This is a genomic window from Pantoea sp. USHLN256 (genome assembly GCF_037149875.1).
Lineage (GTDB): Bacteria > Pseudomonadota > Gammaproteobacteria > Enterobacterales > Enterobacteriaceae > Pantoea > Pantoea nemavictus.
The window spans coordinates 324,446-347,289 of record NZ_JBBCQO010000003.1 but is presented as its reverse complement, the minus strand read 5'-3'; the positions used below and the strand labels follow the sequence as shown (position 1 = coordinate 347,289).

At 54.3% G+C, this 22,844-nt stretch carries 19 protein-coding genes; 5 read left to right on the top strand and 14 right to left on the bottom strand.

The window, feature by feature from the left end; translation table 11 throughout:
- The first annotated feature begins 31 nt into the window (after positions 1-31).
- The 4 genes from ubiG (at position 32) to yfaE (ending at position 5,027) form a co-directional block, all read left to right on the top strand.
- A complete protein-coding gene (gene ubiG / locus WFL93_RS10900; protein WP_049852882.1) occupies positions 32-757 on the top strand; it encodes a bifunctional 2-polyprenyl-6-hydroxyphenol methylase/3-demethylubiquinol 3-O-methyltransferase UbiG in 726 nt (241 codons plus the stop codon).
- Between the two features lie 537 nt (positions 758-1,294).
- Positions 1,295-3,580: a class 1a ribonucleoside-diphosphate reductase subunit alpha gene (gene nrdA, locus WFL93_RS10895; protein WP_007889359.1), complete on the top strand. Its 2,286-nt coding sequence runs from the start codon at positions 1,295-1,297 to the stop codon at positions 3,578-3,580.
- Between the two features lie 53 nt (positions 3,581-3,633).
- Positions 3,634-4,764, top strand: a complete 1,131-nt coding sequence (nrdB, locus tag WFL93_RS10890; protein WP_007889356.1) for a class Ia ribonucleoside-diphosphate reductase subunit beta — start codon at positions 3,634-3,636, stop codon at positions 4,762-4,764.
- 2 nt (positions 4,765-4,766) lie between these two features.
- Positions 4,767-5,027 (top strand): class I ribonucleotide reductase maintenance protein YfaE, encoded by a 261-nt coding sequence (yfaE, locus tag WFL93_RS10885; protein WP_007889353.1) that lies wholly within the window; start codon positions 4,767-4,769, stop codon positions 5,025-5,027.
- Positions 5,028-5,060: 33 nt separating this feature from the next.
- Here the strand turns inward: yfaE and WFL93_RS10880 are convergent, their stop codons facing one another.
- The gene (locus WFL93_RS10880; protein ID WP_336778094.1) at positions 5,061-6,257 is read right to left on the bottom strand and encodes a nicotinamide mononucleotide deamidase-related protein YfaY; all 1,197 of its coding nucleotides are present in this window, start codon (positions 6,255-6,257) and stop codon (positions 5,061-5,063) included.
- 145 nt (positions 6,258-6,402) lie between these two features.
- Positions 6,403-6,711, bottom strand: coding sequence for a stress response protein ElaB (gene elaB, locus WFL93_RS10875; RefSeq protein WP_007889349.1), 309 nt, complete (start codon positions 6,709-6,711; stop codon positions 6,403-6,405).
- Positions 6,712-7,019: 308 nt separating this feature from the next.
- On the opposite strand from elaB, the gene WFL93_RS10870 reads away from it, so the two are divergent.
- Positions 7,020-8,678, top strand: a complete 1,659-nt coding sequence (locus WFL93_RS10870; RefSeq protein WP_049852884.1) for a glucan biosynthesis protein D — start codon at positions 7,020-7,022, stop codon at positions 8,676-8,678.
- A gap of 28 nt (positions 8,679-8,706) precedes the next feature.
- Here the strand turns inward: WFL93_RS10870 and WFL93_RS10865 are convergent, their stop codons facing one another.
- From WFL93_RS10865 to nuoE, 12 genes are all read right to left on the bottom strand, one after another.
- Positions 8,707-9,159: a GNAT family N-acetyltransferase gene (locus tag WFL93_RS10865; protein ID WP_180822204.1), complete on the bottom strand. Its 453-nt coding sequence runs from the start codon at positions 9,157-9,159 to the stop codon at positions 8,707-8,709.
- Positions 9,160-9,272: 113 nt separating this feature from the next.
- Positions 9,273-10,619, bottom strand: coding sequence for an HdeD family acid-resistance protein (locus tag WFL93_RS10860; RefSeq protein WP_336778093.1), 1,347 nt, complete (start codon positions 10,617-10,619; stop codon positions 9,273-9,275).
- A gap of 119 nt (positions 10,620-10,738) precedes the next feature.
- A complete protein-coding gene (gene nuoN, locus WFL93_RS10855; protein WP_007889340.1) occupies positions 10,739-12,196 on the bottom strand; it encodes an NADH-quinone oxidoreductase subunit NuoN in 1,458 nt (485 codons plus the stop codon).
- A gap of 6 nt (positions 12,197-12,202) precedes the next feature.
- On the bottom strand, positions 12,203-13,723 hold the full coding sequence (gene nuoM, locus WFL93_RS10850; protein WP_036620887.1) for an NADH-quinone oxidoreductase subunit M: 1,521 nt from the start codon (positions 13,721-13,723) through the stop codon (positions 12,203-12,205).
- Between the two features lie 212 nt (positions 13,724-13,935).
- Complete coding sequence (gene nuoL / locus WFL93_RS10845) at positions 13,936-15,771, bottom strand: NADH-quinone oxidoreductase subunit L (RefSeq protein ID WP_336778092.1); 1,836 nt, start codon at positions 15,769-15,771, stop codon at positions 13,936-13,938.
- Positions 15,768-16,070, bottom strand: a complete 303-nt coding sequence (gene nuoK / locus WFL93_RS10840; protein ID WP_007889334.1) for an NADH-quinone oxidoreductase subunit NuoK — start codon at positions 16,068-16,070, stop codon at positions 15,768-15,770. Before nuoK ends, nuoL begins: the two co-directional genes overlap by 4 nt.
- Positions 16,067-16,618, bottom strand: a complete 552-nt coding sequence (gene nuoJ / locus WFL93_RS10835) for an NADH-quinone oxidoreductase subunit J (protein ID WP_007889333.1) — start codon at positions 16,616-16,618, stop codon at positions 16,067-16,069. The genes nuoK and nuoJ overlap by 4 nt, the downstream gene beginning before the upstream one ends.
- 10 nt (positions 16,619-16,628) lie before the next feature.
- Entirely contained in the window at positions 16,629-17,171 is a 543-nt protein-coding gene (nuoI, locus tag WFL93_RS10830; protein ID WP_007889332.1) for an NADH-quinone oxidoreductase subunit NuoI, read from the bottom strand.
- An 11-nt stretch (positions 17,172-17,182) separates the two neighbouring features.
- A complete protein-coding gene (gene nuoH, locus WFL93_RS10825) occupies positions 17,183-18,160 on the bottom strand; it encodes an NADH-quinone oxidoreductase subunit NuoH (RefSeq protein ID WP_007889331.1) in 978 nt (325 codons plus the stop codon).
- Positions 18,157-20,880 carry an NADH-quinone oxidoreductase subunit NuoG gene (nuoG, locus tag WFL93_RS10820; RefSeq protein ID WP_036620882.1) on the bottom strand — a complete coding sequence of 908 codons (2,724 nt, stop codon included), beginning with the start codon at positions 20,878-20,880 and terminating at the stop codon, positions 18,157-18,159. The genes nuoH and nuoG overlap by 4 nt, the downstream gene beginning before the upstream one ends.
- 103 nt (positions 20,881-20,983) lie before the next feature.
- On the bottom strand, positions 20,984-22,324 hold the full coding sequence (nuoF, locus tag WFL93_RS10815; RefSeq protein WP_176519213.1) for an NADH-quinone oxidoreductase subunit NuoF: 1,341 nt from the start codon (positions 22,322-22,324) through the stop codon (positions 20,984-20,986).
- Positions 22,325-22,326: 2 nt separating this feature from the next.
- On the bottom strand, positions 22,327-22,842 hold the full coding sequence (nuoE, locus tag WFL93_RS10810) for an NADH-quinone oxidoreductase subunit NuoE (RefSeq protein WP_007889323.1): 516 nt from the start codon (positions 22,840-22,842) through the stop codon (positions 22,327-22,329).
- Positions 22,843-22,844: the final 2 nt, after the last annotated feature.

Here is a 22,844-nt window from a genome sequence, read left to right as displayed (position 1 = left end):
GAGGGAATATTTTGTCTGGAGTGATGATTCAATGAGTGAACAACCGCAGGAAAGCCGCCAGAACGTTGACCACGCCGAGATTGCTAAGTTTGAGGCCGTGGCATCCCGCTGGTGGGATTTAGAAGGTGAATTTAAGCCGTTGCACCGTATCAATCCCCTGCGGCTTGGCTGGATTGCGCAGCACAGCCATGGCCTGTTTGGTAAGAAAGTGCTGGATGTCGGCTGCGGCGGCGGCATTCTGGCTGAAAGCATGGCGCGCGAAGGGGCTGAGGTAACCGGACTGGATATGGGTGCGGAGCCGCTGGAAGTGGCGCGTTTGCACGCGCTGGAGAGCGGCGTTAGCGTCAATTACGTGCAGCAAACCGTGGAAGACCACGCCACAAGTCACGCCGGTCAATATGATGTGGTGACCTGCATGGAGATGCTGGAGCACGTACCGGATCCGCGTTCCGTGGTATTAGCCTGCGCGCAACTGGTAAAACCGGGTGGTGAAGTGTTCTTCTCCACCATTAACCGTAATCCCAAAGCCTGGCTGCTGGCGGTGTTTGGCGCCGAATACGTGCTGCGCATGGTGCCGCGCGGCACCCATGACGTGAAGAAGTTTATCCGTCCTGCTGAATTGCTGAACTGGGTGGATGAGACGCCACTGCGTGAGAGAAATATGATTGGCCTGCACTACAACCCACTTACCAACCAGTTCCGACTCGGTCGTGGCGTTGATGTCAATTACATGATTCATACCCACCGTCAGGATTAACCAGCCGGGTGCGCATCAGTGCGTATCCTGCGAAAATTCTCGCTGCATTGTCAGGTCGTCGTGTAGGGCGACCTGCTATCCAGATCAATTTCCTTTTAGACGCGCCGCAGCCTTTTTTATAGGCTGAACAAGTCACAAAAAATTCATAAGCAATTTTAGATAAGTTCGCTGCTGGCGGCCTTGTCAGGGCTTTTTTGGCCTAAGAAAATTCCTGAACCGCAGTTGTTGCACAAGAAACACGCGTCCGATCATAAAGTGAAAAAAAAGTGCTTAACGGTTGACACTAAGTGCAGGCCTTGCGGCACGCGGATCCAGGATTTTAGCCAGCCGCTAAGGACGATTTTTTAGTGAAAATCAACTCTTGTTAAGAAGAGATTGCTGACTAGAATACTCACCATATTGTTGTTCAAACTTCCCGCACCCCCTATATATAGTGTTTATCCACAGGCTTACTCACAACGAGCGGCTTGTGCATAGACCTTGTGCATAGATGGGGGATAAATACGTCATTCATGCATGGACAGGTAAAAACGCGACATGAACCAAAGTCTGCTCGTTACTAAACGCGATGGCCGCCAGGAGCGCATTGATCTCGACAAAATTCACCGTGTACTGGATTGGGCAGCCGAAGGGCTGAACAACGTTTCAGTTTCACAGGTTGAACTGCGCTCACACATTCAGTTCTACGATGGCATCAGAACCTCTGATATTCATGAGACCATCATCAAGGCTGCCGCAGACCTGATCTCCCGTGATGCGCCAGATTACCAGTACCTGGCCGCGCGTCTGGCTATCTTCCACCTGCGTAAAAAAGCTTACGGCCAGTTTGAACCGCCGAAGCTGTACGATCAGGTGGTGAAGATGGTTGAGATGGGCAAATATGACCGTCATCTGCTGGAAGATTACAGCACCGAAGAGTTCGAGCAGATGGACGAGTTCATCGACCATTGGCGCGACATGAATTTCTCCTACGCCGCGGTTAAGCAGCTGGAAGGGAAATATCTGGTGCAGAACCGCGTCAGCGGTGAAATCTACGAAAGTGCCCAGTTCCTCTACATTCTGGTGGCAGCTTGCCTGTTCTCGGGCTACCCGCGCGAAACCCGTATGGATTACGTGAAGCGCTTTTATGATGCGATCTCGACGTTCAAGATCTCGTTGCCGACGCCGATCATGTCCGGCGTGCGCACCCCAACCCGTCAGTTCAGCTCTTGCGTGCTGATCGAGTGCGGCGATAGCCTTGACTCTATCAATGCCACCTCCAGCGCCATTGTGAAATACGTTTCACAGCGCGCCGGTATCGGCATCAACGCTGGCCGCATCCGTGCGCTGGGTAGCCCAATCCGCGGCGGCGAAGCGTTCCACACCGGCTGTATTCCGTTCTATAAGCATTTCCAGACCGCAGTGAAGTCCTGCTCGCAGGGCGGCGTGCGTGGCGGTGCAGCTACGCTGTTCTACCCAATGTGGCATCTGGAAGTGGAAAGCCTGCTGGTGCTGAAAAACAACCGTGGTGTTGAAGGCAACCGCGTGCGTCACATGGATTACGGCGTACAGATCAACAAGCTGATGTACACCCGCTTGCTGAAAGGCGAAGACATCACCCTGTTCAGCCCGTCTGACGTGCCTGGCCTGTACGACGCGTTCTTCGCCGATCAGGACGAGTTCGAGCGTCTGTACACCAAATATGAGAAAGACGACAGCATCCGCAAGCAGCGCGTGAAAGCGGTTGAGCTGTTCTCACTGATGATGCAGGAACGTGCTTCAACTGGCCGTATCTACATTCAGAACGTCGATCACTGCAACACCCACAGCCCGTTTGATCCGAGCATCGCGCCGGTTCGTCAGTCGAACCTGTGCCTGGAAATCGCGCTGCCGACCAAACCGCTCAACGATGTAAATGACGAAAGCGGCGAAATCGCCTTGTGTACGCTGTCGGCCTTCAACCTGGGCGCGATTAACAGCCTTGACGATCTGGAAGAGCTGGCGACCCTCGCAGTGCGTGCCCTTGATGCGCTGCTGGATTATCAGGATTACCCCATCCCGGCAGCCCAACGCGGCGCCATGGGCCGTCGTACGCTGGGCATCGGCGTGATCAACTACGCTTACTACCTGGCGAAAAACGGCGTGCGTTATTCTGATGGCAGCGCCAACAACCTGACGCACAAAACCTTTGAAGCGATTCAGTATTACCTGCTGAAAGCCTCGAACGAACTGGCGAAAGAGCAAGGTGCTTGCCCGTGGTTCAAAGAGACCACTTATTCGCAGGGCATTCTGCCAATCGATACCTATAAAAAGGATCTCGATGTGGTGTGCAATGAGCCGCTGCATCTGGATTGGGAAGGTCTGCGTGAGTCGATCACCACGCACGGGCTGCGCAACTCTACGCTCTCTGCGCTGATGCCATCCGAAACCTCTTCACAGATTTCGAACGCGACTAACGGTATCGAACCACCGCGCGGACACATCAGCATCAAAGCATCAAAAGACGGCATTTTGCGTCAGGTGGTGCCAGAGTATGAGCGTCTGAAAGATCAGTACGAACTGTTGTGGGAAATGCCGTCCAACGACGGTTATCTGCAGCTGGTTGGCGTGATGCAGAAGTTTATCGATCAGGCAATTTCGTCGAATACCAACTACGATCCGAGCCGTTTTGCCAATGGCAAAGTGCCGATGAAACAGCTGCTGAAAGATCTGCTGACCGCCTACAAATTTGGCGTGAAAACCCTGTACTACCAAAACACCCGTGATGGTGCGGAAGATGCACAGGACGATCTGGCCCCTTCCATTCAGGATGATGGCTGCGAAAGCGGCGCATGTAAGATCTAATCTCATCTTGTCAGGGCCGGCAACGGTCGGCCCTCTTCACATTTGGACTCAAAATGGCTTACACCACATTCTCGCAGAACAAAAATGACCAGCTAAAAGAGCCGATGTTCTTTGGCCAGTCCGTCAACGTTGCCCGTTTCGATCAGCAGAAATATGACATCTTTGAAAAGCTGATTGAGAAGCAGCTCTCCTTCTTCTGGCGTCCGGAAGAAGTCGACGTGTCGCGCGATCGTATCGATTACCAGGCGCTGCCAGAGCATGAAAAACACATCTTCATCAGCAACCTGAAGTATCAAACGCTGCTGGATTCGATTCAGGGACGTAGCCCGAACGTGGCGCTGCTGCCACTGATTTCCATCCCTGAGCTGGAAACCTGGATTGAAACCTGGGCGTTCTCCGAGACCATTCACTCGCGCTCTTACACCCACATCATCCGTAATATCGTGAACGATCCGGCGGTGGTGTTTGACGATATCGTCACCAATGAACAGATTCTGGCGCGCGCGGAAGATATCTCGAAGTACTACGATGACCTGATCGAGATGACCAGCTACTGGCATCTGCTGGGCGAAGGCACGCATCAGGTGAACGGTAAAACCGTCACCGTTAATCTGCGCGATCTGAAAAAACAGCTCTATATCTGCCTGATGAGCGTCAATGCGCTGGAAGCGATTCGCTTCTATGTGAGCTTCGCCTGTTCATTTGCTTTCGCCGAGCGTGAGCTGATGGAAGGTAACGCCAAAATCATTAAGCTGATTGCTCGCGACGAAGCGCTGCACCTGACAGGCACCCAGCATATGCTGAACCTGCTGCGTACCGGTGAAGATGATCCAGAGATGAAAGCGATTGCCGCCGAGTGCCGCGACGAATGTTACGACCTGTTCAAGAAAGCAGCCGAGCAGGAAAAAGAGTGGGCAGAGTATCTGTTCAGCGGCGGTTCAATGATCGGCCTGAATAAAGACATTCTTTGCCAGTACATCGAGTACATCACTAACATCCGTATGCAGGCCGTTGGCCTGGACCTGCCGTTCCAGACGCGTTCGAACCCCATTCCATGGATCAATTCATGGCTGGTATCGGACAACGTGCAGGTTGCACCGCAGGAAGTCGAAGTAAGCTCGTATTTGGTCGGTCAGATTGATTCTGAAGTGGGCGAAGACGATTTCGACGGTTTCCAGCTGTAATTATGAGTCGTTCAGTTGTTATTCTGCGTAGCTCCGGCTCCCGGCTGGAGTGCGCAGAAGATCACCCTAATCTGCTGGCCACGCTGGAAGCTAATAATCTTTGCGTGGAGTTTCAGTGTCGTGAAGGCTATTGCGGTTCTTGTCGCCTGCGCTTGCTGAAAGGCGAAGTGGATTATGCGGAGACCCCGTTGGCGTTTGTGCAGCAAGGCGAGATTTTGCCGTGCTGCTGTCGCGCTAAAGGGGAGATTGAGATCGAGTTTTGAGTTGTTGGTCGCCATGAATGGCGACCCTTCGAATCAACGTTTCACTGTTTCCAGCACATCAATCCAGCCGTGTCCGGTGCTGACCTCGCTGCCGTGCAGCCAGCGACGCAGCATATTCATCGCCATCATCGCCACCACTTTTTGTCGCGTCTCTGCGTTATGACGACCATGCATGAACTTGACGCGTTGGCCCCAGCTCGCTTCCGGCGTGTGCAGTGCGATTGACACTTCACCCTCTTCCAGATTTCCGACAGATAACGCCAGCGCGCAACCCTGTTGCTGCGCCCAATCACGCGTGCGCACAACCTGCGATTCCAGATCTTCATTCTGAGCTGGCAGGATCTCCGCCTTGCTGAGCGCTACGTCCGCGGCCGCCAATTGCCAGTGAAGTAAACCTGCGGTGAACTGCTCGCTCAGCGCCAGACGGAAGCCACGATCCTGCAGTTCGCGCGCCAGCAGCGCCGGCAAACCTTCGGTGCCTTCGAAGATAGTGCATTCAGCCAGCAACAGTTTTACCTGCTGCCACACCTGCTCCATCGCCACGCGCTGATCGGCTGGCCCGGTGAGTTTGATCTCGATAATCGGCATTGATGAGCGATACCCCATCACCACACCTTCCGGCAGCGGTAATGGCTCGAGCTCGGCGGCAATATCACTTTCTCCGCGCCCAAAAGTGGTGAGGCGTAAACACAGCGGCGGCTCAGGCAACGCAAAGCGCGCTTTGAGACGCGGAATGATCTCCTGCTCGACCATCACCTTAAATTCCGACGGTACACCCGGCGTGAAAAAAATCCAGCAGCGATTGAGCTGCAATGCAAAGCCACATGCGGTGCCGACCGGGTTATCCAGCATCTCAGCATTTGCCGGAATTTCTGCCTGCTTGCGATTGCTCGGCGCCATAACGCGTCCGCGACTGGCAAACCAGGCTTCCATTTTCTCCAGCCAGGCTTGTTGAATCACCAATTCACTACCGCTGGCGGCGGCGGCGGCCTGTGCGCTGAGATCGTCGCTGGTCGGTCCTAAACCGCCATTGACAATCAGCACGTCGGCAATCTGGCTGCGGCTTTGCAGCGCTTCGACCAGCGACGTCATCGCATCACCGACGGTGCTGCGGCTGGTCATCGGTAATCCGTGCTGGAACAGCACATCGGCTAACCATGCGGCATTGGTATCAACTATTTGCCCATGTAACACTTCATCGCCCGTTGAGAGCATTTCTACACGTATCACGTTGCGTTCTCCTTATCCCTGTCGCTTTACTGTAGGAAGCGCGCAGGCGAAACACAATCGCGGATGATGCGAAAAGAGGATTTGGTAGGGAATGGGGTCAGGAAGAGCAGAAATCGGGCGCGAAGCGAGTCGCGCCCGGCAGAACTTAGCGTCGTGCCAGCAGTAAACCGACAAACAGGCCAGCGGCGGCACCGATGCCAATCCCCTGCCACGGTTTTTCATGCACATAATCATCGGCGCGATAGGCCGCATTTTTGGCACGATAGTAATAGCTGTCTGACGCCTGGCTAACGCGTGATTTCACGTCTTCCAGCGCTTGTTCAGCTTTGAGTTTCAGTTCGATGTATTTCTGATCGGCCGGGTCACCCGAAGCGCGTAATACTTCTTCCAGCGTTTCGGTTAGCAGCGCCAGATCGTCGTCAAGGCGGGTTTCAAATTGGTCTGATGATGACACTATGTAGTTCCTCCATGTTCCTAACTCGTTGTGGTTTAACTATAGTCCTAAATTCCATTTTTGCTGGCGGCAAGCCTCCAGGAATTTACCGAGTTTCACCGCTCTCAATGCAAAGTTATGTTATCAGCGGCGTAGCGGCGCGAAATCTGCTTCGCTTATTTGATTAATCTGATAAATTTTCCGCAGACTGAATTTTTTAATTTCGCGACTGTCGTAACCCCCTGTAGCCTGACGCTCAGCGTCACACATGTGTGAAGCACGCACGACAGTCACAATACACCCGAGCAGCTAAGGATTAGATTTCCGGCATGAATCGTAGAAAATTTATGAAAGCGTCCATGGCCCTCTCCGCCGTTAGCGGCATGACGGGCCTCTCCACGCTGTTTGCACAATCCGCCTGGGCCGATGAGGGTATCGCCGACGGTACCGCAGTTCGCTTCGATTTCGATTCCTTGAAAAAGAAAGCCTCCGCTTTGGCAAAACAGCCCTGGGGCGGCGCACCCGGCCCCCTGCCCGACACGCTGGCCAATCTGACTCCTCAGGCCTATAACGAAATTCAGTACGACGCCAATCACTCATTGTGGAACAACATCGCCGATCGCGAGCTTGATGTGCAGTTCTTCCACGTGGGGATGGGTTTCAAACGCCGCATCCGCATGTTCTCGGTGGATGCTGACAGCCGTGAAGCGCGCGAGATTCACTTCCGCCCGGAGCTGTTCAACTATCACAATGCCAACGTTGATACCAAACAGCTGGTCGGTAAAACCGATCTCGGCTTCGCCGGTTTCCGTGCGTTCAAAAAGCCAGAGCTGGCACGTCGCGATATCGTCTCGTTCCTGGGCGCCAGCTATTTCCGTGCGGTAGATGAGACGTTCCAGTACGGCTTGTCTGCACGCGGCGTGGCGGTCAACACCTTCAGCAACGGCAAAGAGGAGTTTCCGGACTTCACCGCCTTCTGGTTCGAAACGCCAAAAGCCGATGACACCACGTTTGTCGTGTATGCGCTGCTGGACGGCGCCAGCATCACCGGTGCCTACAAGTTCACCATTCACTGCGAAGAGAAACGCGTGGTAATGGATGTAGAAAACCACCTGTTTGCCCGTAATGAAATCCGCCAGCTCGGCATCGCGCCAATGACCAGCATGTTCAGCTGCGGCACCAATGAGCGCCGCATGTGCAACACTTACCATCCGCAAATTCACGACTCCGATCGTTTGGCGATGTGGACCGGTGAAGGTGAATGGATTGCGCGCCCGCTCAATAATCCGCAGCGCTTGCAGTTCAACGCCTATCAAGACGAGAACCCGCGTGGATTCGGCCTGCTGCAGCTCGATCATGACTTCAAGAATTATCAGGACGTGATTGGCTGGTACGACAAACGTCCAAGTCTGTGGGTGGAACCGATTGGCAAATGGGGCAAAGGCGCCATTAATGTGATGGAGATTCCTACCACTGGTGAAACGCTGGATAACATCGTCTGCTTCTGGCAGCCGTCAGAACCGGTTAAAGCCGGCAGCGAGTTCAACTTCCAGTACAAACTCTACTGGAGCCAGTTGCCGCCAGTGCGCAGTGGTTTAGCACGTGTCGATGCAACACGCACCGGAATTGGTGGCTTCCCGGAAGGTTGGGCGCCTGGCGAACACTTCCCGGATACGTGGTGCCGTCGCTTTGCCATTGATTTTGTCGGTGGCGATCTGAAAGCCGCTGCACCGAAAGGTATTGAGCCGGTGATTACCGTTTCTGACGGCACCTTCAAGCAGGTGGAGATTCTCTACGTCGAGCCGTTGAACGGTTACCGCATCCTGTTTGACTGGTATCCAAACAGCGATTCAACTAAACCGGTTGATATGCGCCTGTTCCTGCGTACTAAAGATGAGACGCTGAGTGAAACCTGGCTTTATCAGTACTTCCCGCCACCGCCGGATCAACGTAAGTATGTTGACGACCGGCAGATGACGCCGGGCTGATGATAACGGCGAGGAGCGATCCTCGCCGTTATGCTTTTTGCATGCCGATGTGCGGAATATCATCTTCCATGTACACGTCAGTAACCGCTTTAAAGCCCAATCGACCGTAAAAACCTTCCAGATGCGCCTGCGCTGAGAGATAAATCGCGCGCTGTGGCCAATTCTTTTCGCAGCTCTCCAACGCCTTCTCCATCAAACGGTATCCCAGCTTTAAACCGCGAGCCTCTTCAGAGACGATGACGCGTCCTATCAGCACAGGCGCAGACTCTAACGCTGGCGTCAGTACGCGCGCATAGGCCAGCAGTTTGCCGTCGAGAAATCCGAGAATATGGCGGTTATCGGCAGCCAAATCCTGTCCATCAATATCCTGATAGGGACAGTTTTGCTCCACGATGAAGACGTGATTGCGCAGCGCCAACAGGGTATAGAGTTGTTTTGCCGTCAGTTCACTGTGATGGCAATCAAGCCAAAGCATTTCCATGGTGCTTCCTTGTCTGAGCGAAAAAAGTGAATTCCGCCAGCGTATCACAGCAGCCTAAGTAAACGCAGTGCCTGCCGCGAGTTCGTACGACCAACGTGACGCACCCTGCACTGTTATTTCACAATGCTGCGTGATGGCGTCCGCTTTTGCTGCCAAAGCTCATGGCGCAATTTTAGGCCTTGCCATAACCGGAGCGGCCACAGCTGGCTCGACTGGGGTTCAATCACGCGTTTTAACAACCAGACATAATCCAGCGCCAATCCTGGCGTCCACGTCATCTCTTCTGCCCTGCCGCGAATGACGCCAAGTAACCAGAAATTCGGATCGATAAACAAGCGCAGACCGGCAAAAGGTTGCTGCGCCAGAATCCCTTCTATCGCCACATCCAACGCCTGAATCATGGTGGATGAACAGTTACGTGCCGTGAGGTTATAAGTGCTGTCAGTTCGATAGCTGCGCCAGTAATTTTCCAGCGCTACCCGATTGTAGCGTGGAAAAATGATCTGCTTATCAGGCGCACACCAATCTGCCACTTCCTCCGCCAGCGACGGCAAGAAGCGCCCGGCAACATCATTACTTTCCCCCGAACGGAGAATGGCGCGGAAATTCCCCGAATCGCGATCGATGTTGTCCAGCGGATAGTGACTGATATAGAAATCGCTGCCGACTTCGAGCGCCGCGTGCCCGGTCGACACCACGCCATTGTTATCGACCGCTGCAATATAGCGATTAATCAACGGATAGCGTTCGCGCACCACACAGGCGCCAACCGGTGTCCAGATATACACGGTCAACGGGGCCGCGGCCAACTCCGCCGGAAAGGGGGGATGCGCATAGCGGCTACTGTGCCAGCGGCGTAATCCTGCCGCCTTGAACAGCGGCAACGCGGTTACCGAGCTATTGTCGGTTAATAGATGCGCCTGACGCGCCATCAGGAGCAGATTGGTGCCGATACTCAGCAGCAACAGTGCGAAACAGAGCGGCACCGCAATGTGATGATGAAACGGCCAGTTGCTGATGATCACAATACTCAGACCGAGCTCGACGATGCCGGTGAAGCAGTGCTTGCGCCAACGTACGCCGCGTAATACCCACGCCGCCGAGATGCGAAACAGGCCATCGAACAGGAACATCAATCCAAATAACACCGCTGATACGTCGTTATTGTCTGCAGGAATGTTGAATATCAGGAAGGCGATGAAGAGAAAACCCAGCGCTTTCAGCAGCGTTAACCAGTCAATGCGTAGCTCTTTGCTGATGGCGAAGAACAGTTGCACCGCACCTTCTACGACGAACAGGATGGCGAGCATATCCAGCGGTACCGACAACACGCCATCGCTGCCAATATCATAAAGAATCATTGCGGAGAGCAGGATCAACGCGATGCCACCCAGCGCGAGCCAATACCAGCGTCGACGCAATATCTGCGCGCCGGTAAGCAGGAAGATCAATTTGATCATGTCGCCTCTGCGGAGGAATTAACACTGCTTAAAAATTAGCAACGTCGGCAGGGATTGTCAGATTTCAGGCAAAAAAAATCAGGCCCGCAGGCCTGATTCAGTGATGACATGGGTTTGGCTTACATCAATGGCTGAGCCATCTGCACCAGCGTGATCAGCGGCTGCGGATAAACACCGAGCAGCAGTACCAGAATCGCAGAGATCAGCACCACAACACCACCCGCCGTAAACGCCCAGTTGGCTTGGGTGTCGCGGTTATGCAGTTCTGGCGGACTCAGATACAAGCTCACCGTTACGCGCAGATAGTAGTAAAGACCAATCGCACTACCGGCTACCACGGCACCACTCAACCACCACAGATGTGCGTTCACACTTGAAGCGATCACGTAGAATTTACCGATGAAGCCGAGCGTCATCGGGATACCCGCCAGTGACAACATCATTACCGTCATGACTGCTGACAGAATCGGACGATGCCAGAACAGGCCACGATAAGAGTAGAGCGTATCGGCATCCGGACCACGATATGGGCTCGACATCAAGCTAACCACACCGAACGCACCAAGGCTGCTGAACAGATAACCAGCCAGATAAACACCGGCGGTTTCCAGCGACAGTTGATGCGTTTTCACCGCAATCAGCGCTACCAGTAAATACCCCAGATGCGCAATGGAGGAGTAACCCAGCAGACGTTTGATGTTGCTCTGAGAAATCGCCATCAGGTTACCGAACAGAATCGACGCGAAGGCAATGATACCCAGCACGGTTCGAACGGCTTCGCTATCAGTGACTGGCGCATACATGAATAGACGCATAATCACGGCGAAAATCGCAATCTTACTGGCGGTGGCGAGGAAGGTTGAAACCGGCGCAGGCGCACCCTGATAAACGTCTGGCGTCCACAGATGGAACGGCACCAGCGACAGTTTAAAGCCCAGACCGATAATCATCATGCCCAGACCCAGCAGCAGCAGCGGCTCCTGAATCATGCTATCGCTCAGGCTTTTGCCCAACTGCACAAAGCTCAGGCTGCCGGAGTCTGCATAAATCAGGGCGATACCGAACAGCAGGAAGGATGACGCTGCAGCTGACAGAATGGTGTATTTCAGTGACGCTTCCAGCGAACGTTTCTGGCGGAAGGCGTAACCAATCAAACCAAACAGCGGCAGAGAGAGCAGTTCGATGCCGATGAACAACGCCGCCAGATGGTTAGCGCTCGCCAGCACAATGCCACCGAGAGCCGCAATCAGCACCAGCAGATAGAACTCATCTTTGTTGTCTGGGAAACCGGCCAACCATGGATAAGCAAAGGTGCAGGTGGCCAGGCTCGCTAACACCACCAGCGCGGTGTAGAACATCGAATAGCCATCAACACGTAGCAGCGGCGTGACATCCATTGCCCCCGCCTGGCCGACAAACCACAGAGAAAACAGCGCAATGTTAAGTCCGATCACGGTCAGCGTGGCATTAACAAAGTGATTGCGTCGCCACGCAATGGATAGCATCACCACCACCACCGTCAATCCGACGATCAACAGCGGCAGTAACGCGATCAGATGTTGAGGAGTTATTGTCATGGCGAATTACGGCCTTGTAGTTGAAATTGAAGCGGTAAACCACTGCTGAATATTGCTCATCGCAGCATGGGATGTGTCGAGGATTGGCTGCGGATAAATCCCCAGCAGCACCAGCAACACCACCAATACGCCGATAGTCATGAACTCACGCGGTGACATGCCTGGCAGCGGATCTTTTGACTTCGCTTCGCCGAAGTAAGCGCGCTGCATCATGATCAGCGAGTAAACCGACGCAAACACCAGACCAAAAGTCGCAATGACGATAATCACCGGCACCACCTGGAAACTGCCGGTCAGAATCATAAATTCGCCGACAAAGTTACCGGTGCCCGGCATACCGAGGTTTGCAACCGCGAAGAACAGCGACAGACCCGGAATCCATTTAATCCGCGACCACAAACCGCCCATCTGACGCAGGTCGCGCGTATGCAGACGCTCATACAGCTGACCACACAGAATGAACAGTGCTGCTGCCGAAAGGCCGTGCGCAATCATCTGAATTACCGCGCCCTGGAAGGCCAGCTGGCTGCCGGTGTAGATGGCGATCAGTACGAAGCCCATGTGCGAAACGGAGGTGTAAGCAATCAGGCGTTTGATATCGGTTTGCGAGAAAGCCATCCACGCACCGTAGAAGATGCCCAGGATACCGAGCCACATCGCAATCGGAGCAAACTCCGCAGACGCATTTGGGAACAGCGGCAAGCTGAAGCGCAGCAGACCATAGGCCGCGGTTTTCAACAGAATACCGGCGAGGTCAACCGAACCCGCGGTAGGTGCCTGGCTGTGTGCGTCGGGCAACCAACCGTGCAGGGGCACCACCGGCATTTTCACCGCAAAGGCGATGAAGAAGCCCAGCATCAGCAGATACTCAACGGTGTGCGACATCGGGGTTTTCAGCAGCTCTTCATAGCTGAAGGTCCAGACGCCGGTTGCGTTGTAGTGCACAAAGACCAGCGCCAGAATCGACACCAACATAATCAGACCGGAAGCCTGGGTATAGATGAAGAACTTGGTCGCCGCACTAATGCGCGTTTTACCGTCTGATGCTTTATGACCCCAAAGTGCGATGAGGAAGTACATCGGCACCAGCATCATTTCCCAGAAGAAGAAGAACAGGAACATGTCGATGGAGAGGAACACGCCAATCACACCACCGAGAATCCACATCAGGTTGAGGTGGAAGAAGCCCTGATACTTCTCAATTTCATTCCAGGAACATAGCACTGCCATCAGGCCGAGCAGACCGGTTAGCACCACCATCAGCAGCGACAGACCATCAATCGCCAGATGGAAGTTGATACCAAAACGCGGAATCCACGGTACCGAGAACGTCGATTGCCATTGCGGAATGCCCGCAGCCTGCGTCAGTGAATAGCCTCCCTGCAACCACAGTTGCAGGCCAAGCGCCAGCGTCAGGCCCATGGTGATCATGGCAATCCATCGCGGAACTTTTGCGCCAAGACGCTCCGCAAGCCAGCAGAGCAAGCCACCGACAAAAGGTATGATTATTAGCCAAGGTAATAACACGGCATACTTCCCTTTTTTCAGCCTGATTTCGAGCTATCTTACTTGCCATTTTCGTTCCCGGCAGTGCTCGCAATCCTCACGTACCTAAGTACGCTCCGGTTGCTGTGCGCTGGCGGTAACGAAACTGGCTGCGCCGATTACGCTTCGTCATTCAGGCAACTTTTACATTCGCTACTGGGGTGAGAAAACTTACCCGCCCCGCTCATCAATCTTTAAATCACCAGCAGCAGCGCCAGCACCACCACGGCGCCAACGCTCATCGAGGCCACGTACCAGCGCAGATAACCGTTCTCACTCACTACCAACCCTTTATTACCAATACGCGACAGCAGCGCAGGCAGGTTCATCAGTGAATTAAGCGGATCGCGCTTCAGCAGCCAGGCAATGCCGAGATAAGGTTTCACGAACACCTTGTCATACAGCCAATCGAAGCCCCAGGCCGCGAACCACCAGGTGCCAAAGAAACGACCCGGCGCGCTGTTGGCGATGCTGGTAACCAGCTGACGTTTACCCAGCCACAGCGCTGCAGCAATCAGGATTCCGACGATTGCCACTACGCCTGAGGCGATTTCCAGCATCACTTTGCCGCCTTCACCAAATTCGTTCTGCGGCAAGACGCCCGCCAGCGGGGGAGTAATCAGCGCACCAATAAAGGTGGAGAGCACCATCAGCACAATCAGCGGCAGATGATGAGTAATGCCTTTGCCAGCGTGAGCATGAATTTTCTCTTCACCGTGGAACACGATGAAGATCATGCGGAAGGTGTAGATCGAGGTGAGGAATGCACCCACCAGACCCGCAACCATCAGATTGATGTGACCATTCGCCAGCGCACCAAATAGGATTTCATCTTTACTGTAGAAACCTGCGGTAATCAGCGGCAGTGCCGCTAGCGCAGCGCCACCCACCAGGAAGCAGACATAAACCAATGGGATGCTCTTACGCAGGCCGCCCATCTTGAAGATGTTTTGCTCATGATGGCAGGCAAGAATGACCGAGCCTGAAGAGAGGAACAGCAAGGCTTTAAAGAATGCATGCGTCATCAGGTGGAAAATCGCCGCGTCCCATGCCTGCACGCCAAGCGCGAGGAACATGTAGCCGATCTGACTCATGGTGGAGTAAGCCAGCACGCGTTTGATGTCGGTTTGCACCAGCGCAGCAAAACCTGCCAGCACTAAGGTAATCGCACCAATGATTCCGACCAGATGCAACACTTCCGGCGTTAACAGGAACAGACCGTGGGTACGTGCAATCAGGTAGACACCGGCGGTTACCATGGTGGCGGCGTGAATCAGCGCCGAAACCGGGGTTGGACCCGCCATCGCATCCGCCAGCCAGGTTTGTAACGGCAGCTGTGCAGATTTACCCACCGCGCCACCCAACAGCATCAGGGTTGCCCACTGCAGCATATGGTTGTCAGCAGCAAAGTGCGCTGGTGCCAGTTCAACCAGTTCGCGGAAGTTCAGCGTACCCAGTTCGTTGTAAAGGATGAACAAGGCGAAAGCGAGGAACACATCACCGACACGGGTGATGATAAAGGCTTTCATCGCCGCTTTGCCGTTCTCTGGATTGCTGTAGTAGAAGCCAATCAGCAGATAAGAACACAGGCCCACACCTTCCCAACCGAGATACATCAGCATCAGGTTATCGGCCAGTACTAACACCACCATGCTCGCAATAAACAGGTTGGTGTAAGCGAAGAAGCGCGAATAACCTTCTTCACCACGCATGTACCATGAAGCGAACATGTGGATGAAGAATCCGACACCGGTAACGACTGACAGCATGGTGAGCGATAAGCCGTCCAGCACCAGATTTACTTTGATGTCAAAATTGCCAACGTGAATCCAGGTCCACAGCGCTTGTGTAAACGGCTGCTGTCCCTGATTGAAGAAGTCAAAACCGGCATAAATAGTGGTCAATGCTGCCAGACCAACCGATCCCATTCCGACTGCAGCCGACAGGTTCTCCGACCAGCGACCGCGTGAAAACGCTAATAGCAGAAAGCCAATCAGCGGAAATAATACGGTTAAATAGAGAAGATTCATCCGCGCATCTCGCTCACTGTGTCAATGTTCAGCGTCTGACGACGACGATAAAGCTGGAGCAACAGCGCCAGACCAATACTCGCTTCCGCCGCCGCAAGGCTGATTGCCAGAATGTACATCACCTGGCCGTCAGCTTGTCCCCAATAGCTGCCTGCAACCACCAGCGCTAACGCCGAGGCATTGATCATAATTTCCAGACCAATCAGCATAAACAGGATATTACGACGCAGCACCACCGAGGTCAGGCCGAGAACAAACAGCACAGCGGCCAGCATTAGACCGTGTTGTAACGGGATCATGCGTGATCCTCCTTATTTGCTTGCGCATCCGCTTGACGATTGCTCAGCACTTCGCCGTGACGCTCTTCACGTCCAATATGGAAGGCCACTACCAGACCGGCGAGCAGCAGCATTGATGCCAGCTCAACAGCCAGAACATACGGACCAAACAAGCTGATACCGACCGCTTTGGCGTCGATGACGGTGCCATCAATGCCCTGATCCTGTGCAGTGCTAATTGCATAAATCATTACCGCCAGCAGCAGTAATGAGACGATGCCCGGACCAATCCACAGTGAAGGCTTCAGCCACTCGCGCTCTTGATCCTGCTGGGTTTTACCCAGGTTCAGCATCATCACCACGAAGACGAACAGCACCATGATAGCGCCGGCGTAAACGATGATTTCCAGGGCACCCGCAAAGTAGGCGCCCATTGAGAAGAACACGCCGGCAATCGACAGCAGCGAAACAATCAGGTACAGCAGCGCATGTACCGGATTGGTGTGAGTGATGACGCGCAACGTCGTCAACACCGCGACCAGTCCGCAAAGATAAAACGCAAATTCCATACCTGGCTCCTTAAGGTAACAACCCTTTGACGTCGATCGGCTTGGCTTCGTTTTCCGCTTCGCCCTTCTCTTTTCCGTCGATCGCCATACCAGCCATACGATAGAAGTTGTATTCCGGGTACTTACCCGGACCGGAAATCAGCAGGTCTTCCTTCTCATACACCAGATCCTGACGCTTAAACTCACCCAATTCAAAATCGGGCGTCAGCTGGATCGCGGTGGTTGGGCACGCTTCTTCGCACAGACCACAGAAGATGCAGCGTGAGAAGTTGATGCGGAAAAACTCTGGATACCAGCGTCCATCCTGCGTTTCAGCTTTCTGCAACGAGATACAGCCGACAGGGCACGCTACCGCACACAAGTTACAGGCAACGCAGCGCTCTGCACCGTCCGGATCGCGCGTCAGCACAATACGTCCACGGTAACGCGGCGGCAGATAAACCGGCTCTTCCGGATACATTTGGGTTTCGCGCTTGGCGAAGGCATGCATGCCTATCATCCAGATACTGCGCACTGTCGTGCCGAAGCCAACGACAATATCTTTTAAAGTCATTTCATTGTCCCTTACTGCGCGGTGGACAGAATCACTGCGGCGGTCGCCAGCAGGTTCAACAGCGTCAACGGCAGACACACTTTCCAGCCGAACGACAGCACCTGGTCATAGCGTGGACGCGGCAGCGCAGCACGAATCAGGATAAACATCACCATAAAGAACGCTGTTTTCAGAGCGAACCAGATGAATGGTGGCAGGAACGGACCGTGCCAGCCACCGAAGAACAGCGTAACAATCAGCGCTGATACAGTGGTGATCGCCACGTATTCACCGACGAAGAACAGGCCGAATTTCATACCGGCATATTCAATGTGGTAACCATCCGCCAACTCCTGCTCCGCTTCTGGCTGGTCAAACGGGTGGCGGTGGCAGACCGCAACGCCGGCGATGCAGAAGGTGAGGAAGCCGAAGAACTGCGGAATGATGTTCCACAGATGCGCCTGACTTTCGACGATGGCATTCATATTGAATGAACCGGCTTGCGCCACTACACCCATCAGCGACAGACCAAGGAACACTTCGTAGCTCAGCGTCTGCGCCGAGGCACGCATCGCACCCAGCAGCGAGTATTTGTTATTACTCGACCAGCCAGCGAACAGCACCGCATAGACCGCCAGACCCGCCATCATCAGGAAGAACAGCAAACCGATGTTCAGGTCGGTGACCATCCACGTTGGCGAAACCGGTACAATGGCAAAGGCCAGTAGCAGCGATACAAAGGCGATAACCGGTGCCAGTGTAAAGATGAAGCGGTCGGTAAACGGCGGAACCCAGTCCTCTTTAAAGAACATTTTGATCATATCTGCAGCCAGCTGCAGCGATCCGCCCCAACCAACACGGTTCGGTCCGTAGCGGTTTTGCCACAAGCCGAGCAGACGACGCTCGGCGAAACTCATGAAAGCACCGCAACCCACCACTACCAACAGGATGACCAGCGCTTTGCCAATGTTGATCAGGATTTCAATAACGTCCGGTGTCAGCCAACTCATTGCGCGGCCTCCTGCAGTTTGTCAATTTGCGCACCTGAGAGGAACGGCGGCACACCTGGCATACCGAGCGGTAAACCCACCTGCCCCGCTTGCAGCGACGCAGAGAAACGTACCGGCAAACGTAACGTTTCTCCGGCACAGACCAGCTCGACAGAGGAACCGTTGTTAACGCCCAGTTTCTCAGCATCAGCCGGGTTAATCACCAGCGTGGCCGGTGACATGCGTTTCTGGAAGGTGGTTGAGCGCTGCGTCATCTCTTCACTGCCAAACAGCTGGTAGTAAGGGGCGACACGCCACTGGCTACCCTCAACGAAGCTTTCCGGAATCGCAGTAAACCACGGCAGAGAGCGATCGCTGGCTTCAAACAGACGTACGCCTGGATCGCCATGACGCAGTTTGCCGCCGACTTCCGCCTGGAACTTGTTCCATGCTTGCGGTGAGTTCCAGCCCGGCGCCCAGGCAAATGGAATCTGCGAACGAGGTGCGCTTGGTTGGTTGTTACCTTCCATCGAGAAGGCAAACATGGTGTCTTTATCCTGCGGCTGGCGCGGTTCATGCACGCTGATGTTGGCACGCATCGCGGTACGGCCACTGTTACGATGTGGGGAACGCGCCAGTTTTTGACCACGGATACGGAAGCTTGCGTCTGGCGCGGCATCTTTAATGCCTTTCAGCTGTGGCAGCGCCGCAACGGTGGCGTCAATCACGTGATCGAGCTGTGTCCAGTCAATGTGACGGCTTTCAACCGCGCTGTGCAGCGAGCGCAACCAGCGCCAGCTTTCCAGCATCACGACGCTGTCATCGTAATAAGACGGATCGTAAACCTGGAAGAAGCGCTGAGCACGACCTTCATGGTTGATAGATGTACCATCGCTTTCGGCGAAGCTGGCGGTAGAGAGCACCAAACCGGCTTTTTCCAGCGTTGCGGTACGCTGATGATCAACCACAATCACGTTAGCGGTTGTATCTAGCGCCGCATCTACGTCGGCCTTTGGCGCATGACGATAGAGATCGTTTTCCAGCACCACCAGCGCATCGGCTTCGCCTTTGCTCAGCTGTTCCAGTGCGCTATCCAGCGACTGACCGCCCATCAGGCCCAGGCCGAAGCTGTTCGCCGCACCGGCTAGCAAAGTAATGCCGACATCGGCTCCGCGCGCTTTCAAGGCTTTCGCCACGTTCGCGGCGGCTTCAATCATCGCGATGCTACCGGAATGCGTACCGGAGATGATCAGCGGTTTTTTCGCCCCCGCCAGCGCCTGAACCACGACATCTAATTTGCCGTTCAGTTTGCTGTCGAAGCCGCTTACCGCTGGTGCACTCTCATCCAACGCATTGGCGATGGCAAAGCCGAGACGCGCCTGATCTTCAATCGGTGCGCGATAGCTCCATGCCGCGATATCATCCAGTCGGGTTTCGTCAACGTTGGTCACGAACAGCGGATGTTTCGCATGCTGACCAATATTGAGGATTGCCGCGATTTGCCAATCAGCCACTTTCTGTGCGGCTGCCATCTCACGTGCTTTACCTTTTACCGCCTGACGCACAGACAGCGCTACGCGCGCGCCAACCTGAGTCAAATCTTCACCCAGCACCAGCACCGCATCATAGCTTTCGATTTCGCGCAGTGATGGCGTGTAAACGCCGCCGTCTTGCAGCACTTTCAGCATCAGTTCCACGCGCGCCTGCTCACTTGCTGGCATACCGGTGGAGAAGTTTTCTGCGCCAACCAGCTCACGCAACGCGAAGTTGCTTTCAATGCTGGCGCGCGGAGAGCCGATACCGATCACTTTTTTCGCCCGACGAAGCACATCCGCCGCCGCATTCACCGCTTGTTCAGCATTCAGGCTGACCCAATCGTTACCGCGTTGCTGTACCGGATGACGTGGACGATCTTTGCGATTGACGTAGCCGTAACCAAAACGACCGCGATCGCAGAGAAAATAGTGGTTTACGCTGCCGTTGTAACGGTTTTCAATACGACGCAATTCACCATAACGCTCGCCTGGGCTGGTATTACAACCCACGCTGCACTGCTGACAGATGCTTGGCGCGAACTGCATATCCCATTTACGGTTATAGCGTTCAGAGTGCGTTTTATCGGTGAATACGCCGGTCGGACAGATTTCCACCAGGTTGCCGGAGAATTCGCTTTCCAGCGTGCCATCTTCCGGACGACCAAAGTAGACGTTGTCATGAGCGCCATAGACGCCGAGATCTTTGCCGTCAGCATAATCTTTGTAGTAACGCACGCAACGATAACAGGCGATGCAGCGGTTCATTTCGTGTGAAATGAACGGGCCGAGATCCTGATTCTGGTGGGTGCGCTTGGTAAAGCGGTAGCGACGGAAGCTGTGTCCGGTCATTACCGTCATATCTTGCAGATGGCAGTTACCGCCCTCTTCACACACTGGACAGTCGTGCGGATGGTTGGTCATCAGCCATTCCACCACGCTTTCACGAAACTCTTTCGCTTCGCCATCGTCGATGGAAATAAAGGTGCCGTCTGACGCTGGCGTCATGCAGGACATGACGAGGCGACCGCGGGTATCTTCGGCATTCTGGAATTGCTTCACCGCGCACTGGCGGCAGGCCCCTACGCTTCCCAGCGCCGGATGCCAGCAAAAATAAGGAATATCAAGGCCCAGAGAAAGACATGCCTGTAGCAGGTTGTCCGCTCCGTTCACATCATATTCTTTACCGTCTACATGGATTGTAGCCATAGTGAACATGCTTCCGTAAGGCTCGCCCTAAGACGAGCGTTAAACATCTAATTCTTTCCTCACGCTATTACAGCGCGAGGCGAGTTCCGTGTACGGCGGCCGATTACCAGCGCGCTTTCAGCAGGTTCGGCTGAATACCACCGATGGCTCGGGTATTACCAAACACCTGCGGCGCAATGCCGGCTTCAAACTCTTCACGGAAATATTTAATCGCGCTCTGCAATGGCTCGACGGCACCCGGTGCGTGGGCGCAGAAGGTTTTACCTGGGCCGAGCTGGCGGCAGAGTTGCTGCAGGGTTTCGATATCACCCGGCTGGCCTTTCTTCTGCTCCAGCGCACGCAGGATCTTCACGCTCCACGGCAATCCGTCACGGCACGGCGTACACCAGCCGCAAGATTCACGCGCAAAGAACTCTTCCAGATTACGTACCAGCGAAACCATATTGATTTCGTGATCGACCGCCATCGCCAGCGCGGTACCTAAACGGCTGCCGGCTTTACCAATGCTGGCAAATTCCATTGGCAGATCGAGGTGCTGATCGGTAAGGAAGTCGGTTCCTGCGCCGCCGGGCTGCCAGGCTTTGAATTTCAAGCCATCGCGCATGCCGCCTGCGTAATCTTCCAGGATTTCACGTGCGGTAGTACCGAACGGCAGTTCCCAGACGCCGGGATTTTTCACGCGGCCTGAGAAGCCCATCATCTTGGTGCCGGTATCTTCACTGGTAGAGATGTTTTTGTACCAATCGACGCCGTTAAGGAAGATGGCCGGCACGTTCGACAACGTTTCCACGTTGTTGACGCAGGTTGGCTTGCCCCATACGCCAGCACTTGCCGGGAACGGTGGTTTAGAGCGCGGATTGGCGCGGCGACCTTCCAGCGAGTTGATCAGCGCCGTCTCTTCACCACAGATATAACGCCCTGCGCCGGTGTGAACGATCAGCTCGAAATCAAAACCGGTGCCGAGAATATTTTTACCGAGATAACCCGCTTCGGTGGCTTCAGCAATCGCGCGACGCAGATTGACTGCCGCTTCGATGTATTCACCGCGTAAGAAGATGTAGCCACGATAGGCTTTCAGCGCGAACGCGCTGATCAACATGCCTTCCACCAATTGGTGCGGCAGTTGCTCCATCAGCAAGCGGTCTTTATAGGTGCCTGGCTCCATTTCATCGGCGTTACACAGCAGGTAACGGATGTTCATGGATTCGTCTTTCGGCATCAGGCTCCACTTCAGGCCGGTATTAAAGCCGGCGCCACCGCGGCCTTTCAGGCCAGAGTCTTTTACCGCCGCGACAATTTCGTCCTGACTGAAATCTTTCAGCGCTTTTTCAGCACCGACGTAACCGTTTTTACTGCGGTATTCATCAATCCAAATTGGTTGCTTGTCGTCACGCAGACGCCAGGTCAGAGGATGCGTTTCGGCAGTACGAATGATCTGTTTAATGGTCATTGATACTGCTCCAGCAAGTTGGCGATGCCTTCAGGCGTCAGATGAACATGCGTATCTTCGTCCACCATCATGGTTGGCCCTTTATCGCAATTACCGAGGCAGCAGGTAGGCAAGAGCGTAAAGCGACCATCCGCCGTGGTTTGACCAGGCTTAATATTCAGCTTCTGCTCAAGTGCGTCCTGAATGCCCTGATAACCGGTGATATGGCACACTACGCTGTCGCAGTAGCGAATCACGTGACGGCCAACCGGCGTGCGGTAGATCTGGCTATAGAAAGTGGCAACACCTTCCACATCACTGGCGGGAATTCCGAGTACTTCTGCGATAGCGTTAATCGCGCCATCCGGCACCCAACCGCGCTGTTTCTGCACGATCTTCAACGCTTCAATCGAAGCCGCACGCGCATCTTCGTAATGGTGTTTTTCGTGCTCGATAGCGTGGTGCTCGGCCTCACTCAGCACGAAGACCTCAGTCGGGTCGATGGTGTGAATAGCAATCTTTTGATCGTGCATAA